12 protein-coding genes are annotated in these 12532 nt (G+C 68.2%); 4 read left to right on the top strand and 8 right to left on the bottom strand.

Annotated elements, in window-relative coordinates; translation table 11 throughout:
• A partial coding sequence (locus tag HNR30_RS15695) for a hypothetical protein (RefSeq protein WP_181610583.1) occupies positions 1 to 205 on the bottom strand: 205 nt, incomplete at its 3' end.
• A 103-nt stretch (positions 206 to 308) separates the two neighbouring features.
• Between HNR30_RS15695 and rsmG the strand changes: the two genes are divergently transcribed.
• From rsmG to HNR30_RS15710, 3 genes are all read left to right on the top strand, one after another.
• A complete protein-coding gene (gene rsmG, locus HNR30_RS15700; RefSeq protein ID WP_181610584.1) occupies positions 309 to 1040 on the top strand; it encodes a 16S rRNA (guanine(527)-N(7))-methyltransferase RsmG in 732 nt (243 codons plus the stop codon).
• A 137-nt stretch (positions 1041 to 1177) separates the two neighbouring features.
• On the top strand, positions 1178 to 2113 hold the full coding sequence (locus tag HNR30_RS15705) for a ParA family protein (RefSeq protein ID WP_181610585.1): 936 nt from the start codon (positions 1178 to 1180) through the stop codon (positions 2111 to 2113).
• Positions 2114 to 2977: 864 nt separating this feature from the next.
• Positions 2978 to 3964, top strand: coding sequence for a ParB/RepB/Spo0J family partition protein (locus HNR30_RS15710; protein WP_181610586.1), 987 nt, complete (start codon positions 2978 to 2980; stop codon positions 3962 to 3964).
• 412 nt (positions 3965 to 4376) lie between these two features.
• Here the strand turns inward: HNR30_RS15710 and HNR30_RS15715 are convergent, their stop codons facing one another.
• The 3 genes from HNR30_RS15715 to HNR30_RS15725 form a co-directional block, all read right to left on the bottom strand.
• Positions 4377 to 5423 (bottom strand): threonine aldolase family protein, encoded by a 1047-nt coding sequence (locus tag HNR30_RS15715; RefSeq protein WP_312894434.1) that lies wholly within the window; start codon positions 5421 to 5423, stop codon positions 4377 to 4379.
• A 586-nt stretch (positions 5424 to 6009) separates the two neighbouring features.
• Entirely contained in the window at positions 6010 to 6963 is a 954-nt protein-coding gene (locus tag HNR30_RS15720) for a D-alanine--D-alanine ligase family protein (protein ID WP_181610587.1), read from the bottom strand.
• 506 nt (positions 6964 to 7469) lie between these two features.
• Positions 7470 to 8702 (bottom strand): aminotransferase-like domain-containing protein, encoded by a 1233-nt coding sequence (locus HNR30_RS15725; protein ID WP_220133591.1) that lies wholly within the window; start codon positions 8700 to 8702, stop codon positions 7470 to 7472.
• A gap of 239 nt (positions 8703 to 8941) precedes the next feature.
• Between HNR30_RS15725 and HNR30_RS15730 the strand changes: the two genes are divergently transcribed.
• Positions 8942 to 9559, top strand: a complete 618-nt coding sequence (locus HNR30_RS15730; RefSeq protein ID WP_181610589.1) for a GNAT family N-acetyltransferase — start codon at positions 8942 to 8944, stop codon at positions 9557 to 9559.
• 186 nt (positions 9560 to 9745) lie between these two features.
• Here the strand turns inward: HNR30_RS15730 and trxA are convergent, their stop codons facing one another.
• The 4 genes from trxA to sigM all read right to left on the bottom strand — a co-directional run bounded on the left by trxA (position 9746) and on the right by sigM (position 12528).
• A complete protein-coding gene (trxA, locus tag HNR30_RS15735; protein ID WP_181610590.1) occupies positions 9746 to 10060 on the bottom strand; it encodes a thioredoxin in 315 nt (104 codons plus the stop codon).
• Between the two features lie 16 nt (positions 10061 to 10076).
• Entirely contained in the window at positions 10077 to 11006 is a 930-nt protein-coding gene (trxB, locus tag HNR30_RS15740) for a thioredoxin-disulfide reductase (protein WP_181610591.1), read from the bottom strand.
• 114 nt (positions 11007 to 11120) lie between these two features.
• Complete coding sequence (locus HNR30_RS15745) at positions 11121 to 11915, bottom strand: anti-sigma factor family protein (RefSeq protein WP_181610592.1); 795 nt, start codon at positions 11913 to 11915, stop codon at positions 11121 to 11123.
• A complete protein-coding gene (sigM, locus tag HNR30_RS15750) occupies positions 11905 to 12528 on the bottom strand; it encodes an RNA polymerase sigma factor SigM (RefSeq protein WP_181610593.1) in 624 nt (207 codons plus the stop codon). Before sigM ends, HNR30_RS15745 begins: the two co-directional genes overlap by 11 nt.
• Positions 12529 to 12532: the final 4 nt, after the last annotated feature.

Genomic DNA, 12532 nt, shown 5'->3' on the forward strand with positions numbered 1-12532 from the left:
GCACGTCTTCCCGCACGTCTTCCCGCACGTCTTCCCGCACGTCTTCCCGCACGTCTTCCCGCACGTCTTCCCGCACGTCTTCCCGCACGTCTTCCCGCACGTCTTCCGTACGGCGCAGCTGGGCCCTTCGTACGGCCCAGCCCATCGCGTACGGCACGCCGGGGGAGTTACCGTCACCCGCCTCCGCAGCCCGCCTTGGGTTCACCACCCGACACCCCAAACCCGGACACCCCACCCAGCCGGGAACGAGAGGGCCCACGACCCCCTAGTCTTGGGACGACAATGCAGATGAGGAAGGTCCATCAGCTGTGAGCGACGAACTGCCGGCCCCACCGCCGATCGCGCGCGAGGTCTTCACCGGCGATGCCTGGGCTCGCGCTGAGGCCTACGCACAGCTGCTCGCTGGGCCCGGCGTGGTCCGTGGCTTGCTGGGACCGCGAGAAGTGCCCCGCATCTGGGACCGCCACCTGCTCAACTGCGCCGTCATCGCCGAAGCCATCCCCGACAAGCCAGGCCACCTGGAAGCCAGTTCCGGTGATGGCATTACCGCCTCCACCCCCGTCCGAGTCGTCGACATCGGCTCCGGCGCCGGACTCCCCGGTCTCGTCCTCGCGATCGTGCGCCCCGACATCACCGTCACCCTCCTCGAACCCCTGCTCCGCCGCACCGTCTTCCTCGAGGAGTGCGCCGCCGCCCTCGGCCTCGACAACGTGGAGGTCCTGCGCGGCCGCGCCGAGGAGCTCAAGGGCAAGCGAGTGTTCGACGTCGCCACCGCCCGAGCCGTCGCCCCCCTTGGCCGTCTCCTGACCTGGTCCATGCCCCTCCTTCGCGAAGGGGGCGAGCTCATTGCCATGAAGGGGGAGCGAGCAGCCGAGGAGCTTGCCGAGTCCGATGCCGAATTGCGTGCCGCTGGGGCCCAATCGGCTGAACTCATCTCGGTCGGGCACGGTAAGGTCGAGCCGCCCGCAACGTTGGTTCGGGTGGTGGCCGGACGCCAGAGTCCCCCTGGCGGTGGCGGTCGGCGCCGTCGAAGGAGGTAGCGGTTGTGCCAGGCGCGTCTTCAGGCCTGGGCTGGCCGGGTGAACCCGTCACACAAAGCCCTTCCGGTGTAGGTTGGCCGGAATTGGGCGTGTCGCGAGGTGGATTTACCGGCAGTACCCCGCCTCCTGTTGAAAGGATGGCCATCGTGACCCAGACCCCCCTTAATCCCGGTGATTCGCCGCTGGTACGAGAGGCGCTCAGTTCAGTGGTTTCACGTGAAACATCCACGACCCAGACCGCCCCCTTGGCGGGCAACTCCCCCTCCGGGCAGGAGGGTCTCTGGCCACGCCCGCCCAAGACCCGTGTGATCGCCGTGGCGAACCAGAAGGGCGGAGTCGGCAAGACGACGACCTCCGTGAACCTTGCCGCCGCCTTGTCGATGCACGGCCAGCGCGTGCTCGTCATCGACCTTGACCCCCAGGGGAATGCCTCCACCGCCCTTGCGACGGAGCACCGGGGTGACGTTCCTGACATCTACCAGGTCCTCGTCGACGACCTGCCGATGTCCGAGATCGTGCGCGAAGTGCCCGACATGCCCGGTCTCTACTGCGCCCCGGCGACCATCAACCTGGCCGGCGCCGAGATCGAACTCGTCTCCCTGGTCGCCCGCGAGGCCCGCCTCCGCCGCGCCTTGGCGTCGTTCGACTCGGTGGAGCTCGACTACATCATCATCGACTGCCCGCCCTCGCTGGGGCTGCTGACGGTCAACTCCCTCGTGGCGGCGGAGGAGGTGCTGATCCCCATCCAGTGCGAGTACTACGCCCTGGAAGGCCTCAGCCAGCTGCTCCACAACATCGACCTGATCAAGGCCCACCTCAATGCCAACCTGCAGGTGTCCACGATCCTGCTGACCATGTACGACGGCCGCACCCGCCTGGCGTCGCAGGTGGCCGACGAGGTCCGCGTGCACTTCCGCGAGACCGTGCTCGACACCGTGATCCCGCGAAGCGTCCGCGTGTCGGAGGCACCCAGCTACGGCCAGTCCGTCATGACCTACGACCCAGGCTCCAGCGGCGCAACGGCCTACATGGACGCAGCCCGCGAGATCGCCTACCGCGCCGCCTCGGTCTAACCACCACCCCCGCTCCCCACCCCCCAAATTTGCCAGCCTGCCCACCTGCCCACCTGCCACCGTGCCAGCCCGCCACCGTGCCAGCCCGCCACCGTGCCAGCGTGCCGACCGGCCGACCGGGCGACCTGCCGACTCGCCGACCTCGCGTCGCCCGGCTCCGCCTTGCCGCGCCTCGCTTGGCTTTGCCTTGCGCCGCCTCCTCGTCGTGTCGCCTCGCGCAGCCTGGCGCATCGCATCGCATCGCTTCACCTTGCGTTGCATCGCGCCGCTTCACCTTGCGTCGCCTCATCTCGCGTGACTACGCCTCGCGATCTCGTGTGACTACGCCTCGCGTCGAGACCCCTCCCACCGGAGGTCTGGACGCCGTAAGCCACCCCATGCGCGCGCCTCAGAGCGAGCACACAGGCCCTGGTGCACAAGCTGATCACCCAAGTCGGCCAATTTCCTCAAAGCGGTGCTTAAAGCATCTGGGAGCCTCCTGAGCCGTGCATGCCGGGAGGCGTCTATCAGAGGAGTCGCGAAGGAGGGCCGGAGCCCTCAAGACACCGCGGTAGGGCGAAAACGGGCCGGGGCATCCAGGACAGCCGGTTTCACAGGAGTCGCTCCCTCAAAAGCCCTTCCGGCGGCTCGGGGCCGACCTCTCGGAGAATCGCTCCTGTGGAACTTTGCACACCACCTCTGAGCACGGGTTAAGCGACCTTCCTGTGGATAACGAGCCCACTTATCCACAGGCATCCACATCCCTCAAACGGCCACGCTTCGAAATCAGATAGAACCGTGTGCGGCGAGCGGGTACTCCGTTGCGTGTGCGACGGTAACCTCTCCTGATGTGACCGGAATCTGCCGGGGGAATGAGGAGACGCAGTGAGTCAGCAGCGGCGAGGGTTGGGCAAGGGACTCGGGGCGCTCATCCCGACCGGGCCGATCGTTGACGGAACCGGCGCGGTGGCAACGGCGGCAGGGTCAGCGCCCGCCTCACCGTCTGCGTCCGAAGAGGTGAACGGCGGTCCGAAGCCGATCATCGGTGCGTACTTCAAGGAAGTCCCCGTAACCGCGATCGCCCCCAACCCCCGGCAGCCGCGCGAGGTCTTTGACGAGGACCGCCTGGAGGAACTGGCAGCCTCCATCCGCGAAGTCGGCTTGCTTCAGCCCGTGGTGGTGCGCTCGATCGGCGGCGGCCGGTACGAGCTCATCATGGGGGAGCGGCGCTGGCGAGCCAGCCAGTTGGCCGGTCTTGACGTGATCCCCACCATCGTCAGAAACACCCAGGACACCGACCTCCTGCGCGACGCCCTCATCGAGAACCTTCAGCGCGAGCAGCTGAACCCCCTCGAAGAGGCTGCCGCCTACCAGCAGCTCCTCGACGACTTCAGCGCCACCCACGAGCAGCTCGCCCAGAAGGTCGGCCGTTCCCGGTCGCACATCACCAACACTCTCCGCCTCCTCAACCTCCCGCCCGAAGTCCAGCTCCGTGTCGCGGCCGGAACCATCAGCGCCGGCCACGCTCGCGCGCTACTGGGACTCGAGAGCGCCGAGCATCAGATCCAGCTCGCCAACCGCATCGTCGCCGAACTGCTGTCCGTGCGGGCGGTGGAGGAGATCGTCGCCATGGGCAGCAGCGCCGCCGCTCCCAAGTCGACCACCAAGCGCCCCACGAACCGTCCGACCGCACCCGGCCTCACGCATCTGGCCAACCGGCTGTCGGATCACTTCGAGACCAAGGTGAAGGTGGACCTGGGTCGACGCAAGGGGCGGATCGTGGTGGAGTTCGCGACCATCGACGACCTTGAGCGAATCATCGGCACCATGGCCCCCGAGGCCGTCCGCGCCATGAGGGATGCTGAGGACTAGGCGCCGCTCCGCAGAAGCTCAGCTCGTAGGGCAGCGAAGGGGGCCGTGTTTCACGTGAAACACGGCCCCCTTCGTCGTTGACCGTGGTGTGAACGCACGGGCGCGTTTCACGTGAAACATGGGCCGCCCGGGGAGGCTCTGTTCGCACTTGGCGCCGCTGCCGAGCGTCCGTGCCCGCAGTCACCCACCCCGCGCCGACGGCTCCGCAGTCACTCGCTCTGCACTAACGCCCGGAACGAAGATGGTTTCACGTGAAACATCTACCCGCCCACGTCGTGCGCAGGTGTCCCGCGACGCCGCTGGCCGCGCGGGACGTAATGGCTTCAAGCACCTCGCGCGCTCCCGGAGATGGAAGGATCCCCCATCCCTGGGCTGTGTTTCACGTGAAACACAGCCCGACCACGACGTCGTGCTAGGCGCCGACTGCCTTCCGGATGTCGTCCAGGAACTCGTCGACCTGATCCGGTGTCGTGTCGAACGCCGTCATCCAGCGCACGAGGTTTGCTTCCTCGTCCCAGTAATGGAAGCGGTATCGCTGCTGGAGAACCGACACCGCCGGTGCGGGCAGCGTGGCGAAGACGGCATTCGACTGCACGGGAAACGCGAGCCCAACATCCGGGACGTCCCGAAGGCCATCCGCCAGGCGCGTCGACATCGCGTTGGCGTGGCCCGCGTTCTGGCGCCACAGCTCATCGGTGAGCAGGGCGGTGAGTTGAGCGGAGATGTAGCGCATCTTGGAAGCCAGCTGCAGTGACTGACGGCGAAGGAACGGCGTCCCGGAAGCCAGCTCGGGGGAGAGCACGATGACGGCTTCGGCGGCCAACGCGCCGTTCTTGGTGCCGCCGAAGCTGAACACATCCACCCCCACATCGGTGGTGATGCTCCGCAGATCCGTGCCCAGATGAGCCGCAGCATTGGCCAGCCGGGCGCCGTCGACGTGAAGGAACAACCCGGCGTCGTGGGCAGCCTCGGACAGGGCCGCGATCTCCTCGGGCGTGTAGACGGTGCCCAGCTCGGTCACCTGGGAGATGGACACGACCGTCGGTTGGGACTCGTGCGGGTTGCCGACGCCTCCCAGGCGGCTGGTGATGTCGCGGGGGAGGAGCTTGCCGTCCGTTGTGGGGACAGTGATGAGCTTGACGCCCAGCAGCCGCTCCGCAGCGCCCGCCTCGTGGGTGGCGATGTGGGCGCTCGATGCGCAGATGATGGCGTCGTAGCGGCCGAGCATGAGGGCCAGGCCGACCATGTTGGCTCCAGCGCCGTTGAGTACGGCGAAGCCCTGGGCGGCGGGACCGAACTCTGCGTGGACCCGTTCTTCGAAGAGCGCCGTCCAGTCGTCACCCCCGTACGCCGGGGCATCCCCGTGGTTGGCGGCTGCGATGGCCTCCAGGATGGTGGGGTGAACGCCGGCGTGGTTGTCGCTGGCGAAACTCTTTGGGAAGGGTGAATCGATCAGCACAGGGCCAACATTACGTCGGGTGCTGGTCGGGATTGGTGGCCGCAGTGGGCCTTGAGGCATCAGCATCACCTGGGTGCTGGTGGAGGGTAGCGGGGGCGCGACGGGGGAGGCCGGGTGGACGGCCTCGGCACAGCGGTCGGAGCGTGATCGCCAAGCGGGAGTGGTGCGGGGCGCGGCCTGTGCCGCTTTCGGTGGGCATGTGTGGGGCGGTTGGTCGCCCGATCCCGCACGGGCGTGGCGGTGGCTGAATGCTGGTCGCCAGTGCCAGGGCAGGGCGCAGTCGGCCCGCGAGCAGATGGCGTGCCTGCCTGCGTCTGTCGCCTGCCTGCCTGCCGCTTGCGTCCACTCGCATCTGACTGCCGGGCTGCCTCTGCCGGGTCTGCGTCTGCCCGTCTGTGTGCCCGCGCACGTGTGCGCGTGCGCGCGTGCTTGCGTCTGCGCCTGCTGGCGTCCGGCCCCTGCCCGCATCTGTCTGCCCGCGTTCGTCCGGCACTCATTGCGTGGCTGCGCGGCGGCTACGGGTGCGGCTCGGTGTTGCGTATGGAGGCGGGTGTGATGCCAGGTCGCCCGGCGCGAGGCCGGCGGGCTACGCGGTGCGGGCGGCGGCGATTTCGAGGAGGCCGCGGCAGAGGGTGCCGAGGTCTTGGCCCGCGGCCTCGGCTGCCATGGGCAGCAGGGAGGTCTCCGTCATTCCCGGGGCGACGTTGACTTCCAGGAAGTGGGGGCGGCCCTGGGCGTCGACGATGAGGTCGGTGCGGGAGAGGTCACGAAGGCCGAGGGCGGTGTGGGCGGTGACGGCCATCTCGGCGCACGCGGCGGCGGCCTCGGCGGACAGGCGGGCGGGGGCGAAGAACTCGGTGTGGCCGGCTGTGTAGCGGGCCGCGTAGTCGTAGACGCCCTTGTCGGGGACGATCTCCACGGCGGGGAGAGCGACGGGGCCGTCGCCCAGGTCGATGACGGAGACCGATACCTCGACGCCTTCGATGTAGCGCTCGATGAGGGCCGTGTCGCCGTAGGCGAAGCAGCCGACCATGGCGGCGGGGAGTTCCTCCGCGGTGCGTACGGCAGAGGCGCCGAGCGCTGAGCCGCCGCGGGCGGGCTTGACGAAGAGGGGGAGGCCCAGGTGCTCGACGATGCGCGTCAGGACGGCTGAGGCGCCGAGGTCGTGGAAGGTCTCCTTGGGGAGGGTCACCGAGTCGGGGGTGAGGAGGCCGACAGAGCGGACGACCGCCTTGGCCGAGGGCTTGTCGAAGGCCACGCGACACGTGTCGGGGCCGGCTCCCACGTAGGGGACGTGGAGGAGTTCGAGGATGGAGCGGATCGCGCCGTCCTCGCCCGCGCCGCCGTGGAGGGTGACGAAGACGGCGTCCGGGGGGTCGGCCAGGACGGAGGGGACCAGGGACGCGTCGGTGTCGCGGGTTTCCACGTCGATGCCCGCGGAGCGGAGCACCTCGCTGACTCGACGTCCTGAACGCAGCGAGACCTCTCGCTCGTAGGACAGTCCACCGGCCAGCACCAGCACGTGGCCCAGATCGCTCATCTCAACGCCTCCCTCACCCGCTCACACCGCCGTACAACCGTACCGGCGGGGAGTGGTGGATGTGGCATCGGCTTTGGTGGCGGCGGGAGATTTGGTGGAGGGGGAGGTCGAGGGGGATCGGAGGCCGAGCCGGGATGGGGCCGGAGACCGGCCCGAGGCCGGGGCCGGGCGTGGGGATGGGCCGGGCATGGGGATGGGCCAGGCGTGGGGATGGGGCTGAGGGCGGCGGAGACGTGGAGGGGGAAGCGGCGGAGACGGGGAGGGGGGAGGTGGAAGCAGTGGAGGGGAGGGCGGGAGCGGGGAGTGGAGCAGGAAGGGAAGCGGGAGCGCAGGAGCGGGGGAGCTGGAGGGGAGAGCCGGAGCGGGGGAACCAGAGCGGGGGAACCGGAGCGGGGAACCGGGGCGCGGGGCGGGGAGAAAACGCCGGAGGAGTGCGAGAGAGCGTCCGGAGCTCAAAAGGAACGGCAGGCGAGACCTCAAGGTCCCGCCTGCCGTACCCAGATGAACTAAGCCAGGTCAGGCCCCGGCGTGTCCACCCCAGGGTGGTCGGGCGCCGATCCCGTCCCGAAGGTGTCCCGCAGCTGCATCTCCTGCTCGATCACCCCGGCGAGCCTCCGCACACCCTCCCGAATCCGGTCAGGCTCCGGGAAGCAGTACGACAGCCGCATGTTCCGAGCCCCGCCCCCATCCGCGTAGAACCCGGTCCCGGGCACGAACGCCACCCGCTCGGCTACGGCCCGCGGCAGGATCGCCTTGGAGTCGAGGCCCTCAGGGAGCGTCGCCCACACGAAGAACCCGCCCCCAGGACGTGTCCACGTGACGCCGGGCGGCATGAGGAAGTCGAGCGAGCTGAGCAGCGCGTCACGACGTTCCCTGTACAGCTCGCGGAACGACTTGATCTGCTCCTGCCACGGCTGCGTGGCGAGGTACTGCCCGACGGCCAGCTGGGTGAAGGACGAGTGGGACAGTACCGCCGACTCCATCGCCAGCACGAGCTTGTCGCGGATGGCGTGCGGAGCGAGCGCCCAGCCCACCCGGAACCCGGGCGCGAGGGTCTTGGAGAAAGAGCCCAGGTACACGACCCCGTCGGGGTTGTCGGCGCGCAGGGCGCGCATGGGCTCGCCGTCGAAGCCGAGCAGCCCGTACGGGTTGTCTTCGACGATGAGGATCCCGGCCTTGGCGCAGATGTCGAGCACCTGCTGCCGCCGGGCGACGTTGAGCGTCACGCCGGCGGGGTTCTGGAAGGTCGGGATGGTGTAGAGGAACTTGATGCGCTGCCCCGCGGTGTGCAGTGCGTAGATGGTCTGCGCCAGGGACTCGGGCACGAGACCGTGCTCGTCCATAGCGATATGGACCACTTTGGCCTGGTATGCGGAGAATGTACCGAGTGCACCCACGTAAGAGGGTCCCTCGCACAACACCACGTCACCGGGATCAATGAAGATCCGGGTGATCAGGTCGAGTGCCTGCTGCGAACCGACCGTGACGACGACGTCGTCCGCCCCTGCCTCGATCCCCTCCAGCGTCATGAAGTCGCAGATCTGCTCACGCAGGTGCGGATCACCCTGGCCGGAGCCGTACTGCAGCGCGACGGGACCACGCTGCCTGACCAGGTCGGAGACGAGTTCGCCCACCATGTCGAGGGGGAGGGCCGTGACGTACGGCATGCCGCCGGCGAGCGAGACCACCTCGGGCCTCGATGCGACGGCGAAAAGAGCTCGGATCTCGGAGGCAACCATCCCGGTAGCTCGCGCCGCGTAGCGATCCACGTAGGCATCGATACGCGACCCTTGGGTCGCGGGCGTCCGACCGTGATCCGTCTCTTGTGTCACGGTCCACCTCCTAGGCGTAGAAAGAGCCGAGAGTCCAGGGTACGACAGGCGTGTCCGTGCAACTCCATCGGTCGGGCCTCTGGGCTACGATGCCAGCGGGATTACACTCGATTTCTGTCCCGCCACGTTCACGATTGGGAGCGTAGTTGTCGCGTCGGCTGGCCAACATCACTCTCGACAATCTCGGCGACCTGCCGCGCAAATGCAGGCAGTGCGTCTTCTGGGAGCTCGACCCCGTGAGTGGTGATCGGGCCATCGGCGACGGCGACCCGGGGCTGGAGAAGGAGGCCTGGCTGTCGGCGACGCTGCTGGAGTGGGGGAGCTGCGGCAAGATCGCCTTCGTCGATGGGGTGCCCGCGGGCTTCGTGCTCTACGCGCCGCCGCTCTACTCCCCGCGCTCGGTGGCATTCCCGACCTCGCCGGTCAGCGCCGACGCCGTGTTGCTGATGACGGCGCACATCATCCCCGAGTTCTCCGGCGGCGGGCTGGGGCGCATGCTCATCCAGGGGGTGGCCAAGGATCTGACCCGGCGCGGGGTCAAGGCCATCGAGGCGTTCGGCGACCTGAAGTGGGAGTCGCCGGGGTGCGTGGTGCCGGCCGAGTACCTGTTGTCGGTGGGGTTCAAGACCGTGAGACCGCACATGCGCTTCCCACGGCTGCGGCTGGAGCTCAAGACGGCCGCGTCGTGGCGTGAGGACGTCGAGGTGGCTCTGGAGCGGCTCCTGGGCTCCATGACCCCGGATCGGGCCCTGCGACCCGTCTGAGACGATCTCAGCGCCGTAAGACGATGGGCCCATCAGACGAAGGGCGAAGGGCGATACCAAGAAGGGCGAAGGGCCGACGCCAAGAAGAACCCGCCGACGAAAGGGCGGAGTGCCCGCCAACGATAAGGCCCCCCACGCACAATGCGCGAGAGGCCCCGGCGAAGGTTCAAGAAGACCCAGAAGGTCCTAGATGATGCCCTCAAGCTCCCGAAGCAGCATCGCCTTCGGCTTGGCGCCGATGATCTGCTTCACGACCTCGCCGCCCTTGTACACGTTCATCGTCGGAATCTGGAGCACACCGTAGTTCCGGGGAACCTCGGGGTTCTCGTCGATGTTCAGCTTGACGATCTCCAGCTTGTCGCCGTGCTCCTTGGCGATCTCCTCGAGGATCGGCGCGACCTGGCGGCACGGTCCGCACCACTCGGCCCAGAAGTCGACCAGGACGGGCTTGTCGCTCTTGAGGACCTCTGCCTCGAAGGTGGCGTCGGTTACTGCCTTCACGATGTGCTCCTTCTAACTAAAGGTTCTCGGCAAGCCAGCGCTCGGAGTCGAGTGACGCCGCGCATCCGGTGCCCGCTGCGGTGATGGCCTGGCGGTAGGTGTGGTCCACGACGTCGCCGGCGGCGAACACGCCGGAGATGTTGGTCCGGGTCGAGGGGGACTCGACCTTGATGTACCCCTCGTCGTCGAGCGTGATCTGCCCCTTGACGAGCTCGGTGCGCGGGTCGTGGCCGATCGCGATGAAGAGTCCCTCGGCGGGGATCTCCGTCAGCTCGCCGGTCTTGACGTTCCGCACCTGCACGCCGCTGACCTTGGTCTCGCCGAGGACGTCGACGACCTCGCTGTCCCACACGAAGCGGATCTTCTCGTTCGCGAAGGCCCGCTCCTGCATGATCTTGGAGGCCCGCAGGGTGTCGCGGCGGTGGATCACGGTCACGGACGCGGCGAAGCGGGTGAGGAAGGTGGCCTCCTCCATCGCGGTGTCGCCGCCGCCCACGACCACGATGTCCTTGGCGCGGAAGAAGAACCCGTCACAGGTGGCGCACCAGGACACGCCGTGTCCTGAGAGCCGCTTCTCGTTGGGCACGCCCAGCTCGCGGTATCCGGAGCCCATCGCGAGGATGACCGAGTGGGCGTAGAAGACGCCGGAGTCGGTCTTGACGACCTTGGGAGTCGCGTCGAGGTCGACTTCGACCACGTCGTCGGTGACCAGCTCCGCGCCGAAGCGCACGGCCTGCTTGCGCAGGTTGTCCATGAGGTCGGGCCCCATGATGCCATCGGGGAATCCGGGGAAGTTCTCCACGTCGGTGGTGTTCATCAGCGCGCCACCGGCGGTGACAGAGCCCTCGAAGACCAGCGGCTGGAGCTCGGCGCGCGCCGAGTAGACCGCTGCGGTGTACCCCGCCGGTCCGGAGCCGATGATGATCACGTTGCGGACTTCGCTCATTGTTCTTCCCCTTCAGCCAGTCGCATCAACAGATCCTAGGCGTCGGAGATTCCCACCCTGCCCACAAAACGAAAGAGCCCGACAAGGCCGGGCTCTCACGTGGGCAAACATGGTTCACCAGGTGGCGATGCTGGTCTTTCTGAGCGCCTTGCAACTGGTCTGGTCGACGACGTCGACGTAGACCCTGCCGAGGACCTGGTCCTTCCAGGAGGCCATGATCAGTGCTTCGCTGCCGTTGTAGAAGGCGCGGTCGATGGCGAAGGGCTGGTGCCCGGTGCGCTTGAGCACGGCGCTCACGCACCGCGCCGCCTCGGCCCGCTCGGTGGCGCCCACGGCGGCCGGAGCGGGGCCCAGCGAGCCGTACAGGTTCCGCTGGAGGTCGGCGTTGCTGTAGTTCCAGTTGCTCTCGGTCAGGGAGTAGGCGAGCGCGGCCGGGGTGGTCGGCTCTCCCGTGGCGATCAGGGGTGTCGCCGCGACGTTGCTCCCGCCGCCGGTGGCCAGGCTCGACAGCGCGACGCTGCCGATGACGGCCGCTGCGGCCGCCGCCGCGGAGGCCGGCAGGATCCACCTGCGGGCGCGGCGCCGGGATGGGCGCGCGGGCACGATCGTGCCGTCGTCCGACACCACTCCCAGCTGGGGAGGGGGGTCGAGCAACTCCACGTCGAGCAGGCCCACGGGGGCTCGCTCCGCTGCCAGAGCCATGTCGATGCGCTTCGCGACCCCGATCGGCATGGAAACCGATGGTGTCGCCGCCAGCACCTCACGAACCGCCGCCAGGTCTGCCAGTCGCTCCCCGCAGGGGTCGCATACCGCGAGGTGCTCGCGCACCCGCAGGGCAGTGGCAGCGTCCAGAAGATCCTCGGCCAGCTCGGCCAGGATCTCCAGATCGTAGTGCGTATCACCCGTCACGAAGTTCTGCTCCCTTCGCGGATGAGACGTTACTCAGCTCCGATCGGTTCCGCAGATGCGAAAGAATTGGGGCAAGTTTCGCGCGCCCTCGCGCGCACCGGCTTTTCACCGTACCGCTGGGCACATCCAGCACCTGAGCTGCGTCTTCGACGGAATAGCCCATCATGTCGACGAGGACGAGCGCGGCACGCTGGTCGGGCGGCAGAAGTTTCAGAGCGGCCGAAACCTCCATCGACACCTCCCGCTCGACCGTCTGGTCGGGCAGCGGGTTGTCGCGTTCTGTCGCCTCGATGAGCTCGTCGTCGGCGACGGGACGCACCGACTTGCGGCGCATGCGGTCGAGGCAGGCGTTGACGACGATGCGGTGCAGCCAGGTGGTGACGGCGGCCTCGCCGCGGAAGCTCGCCGCCTTGCGGTAGGCGGAGACGAAAGCGTCCTGTACGGCATCGGCGGCTTCGTCGGGGTCGCCCAGGGTGCGGAGCGCCACGGCCCACATGCGGTCACGGTGACGCTTGACGATCTCGCTGAAGGCGTGAGCATCCCCGTTGATGTGCGCCGTCAGCAGCGCGGCGTCCGTCGCCGCGCTCGAAGGTGTCTCGGGTGGGGAGTTCACTGTG

Origin of the sequence: Nonomuraea soli, assembly GCF_013761175.1 — a bacterium.
In the GTDB taxonomy this organism is placed as follows: Bacteria; Actinomycetota; Actinomycetes; order Streptosporangiales; family Streptosporangiaceae; genus Nonomuraea; species Nonomuraea soli.